Origin of the sequence: Rhizobium ecuadorense (assembly GCF_001187535.1) — a bacterium.
Taxonomy (GTDB): Bacteria; Pseudomonadota; Alphaproteobacteria; order Rhizobiales; family Rhizobiaceae; genus Rhizobium; species Rhizobium ecuadorense.
This window is the reverse complement of the sequence record NZ_LFIO01000530.1, coordinates 1-246: the sequence shown is the minus strand read 5'-3', so window position 1 is coordinate 246 and position 246 is coordinate 1. Positions and strand designations below refer to the sequence as shown.

Genomic DNA, 246 nt, shown 5'->3' with positions numbered 1-246 from the left:
CTCGGCCCGGGTGATCAGGATCGATCCTCCCGACTTGCCGATCGCCGCGAAGTTCAGCACCCCGCCCCCCGTCTGCCCAACGACGTCGCCCGCCGTGTAGGCCGTCACGTTCGCTGGCCTGGTGAGTGTCACCGCGACATCATGCGCCGTCGATTTCTGGTCGACCGGTATGGCCGGCTGATCGGTCGCGATGTTGACGGCTGGGCTCTGTGCCACCGTTCTCACACCGAGCTGCGCAACCAAGCC

General features: G+C 66.7%; 1 protein-coding gene. It reads right to left on the bottom strand.

Annotated features, from left to right (window positions below; all coding sequences use genetic code 11):
- The coding region (locus tag AF337_RS11870; protein WP_152971004.1) for a hypothetical protein at positions 1-216 on the bottom strand (216 nt) is incomplete at its 3' end.
- Between the last annotated feature and the right edge of the window lie 30 nt (positions 217-246).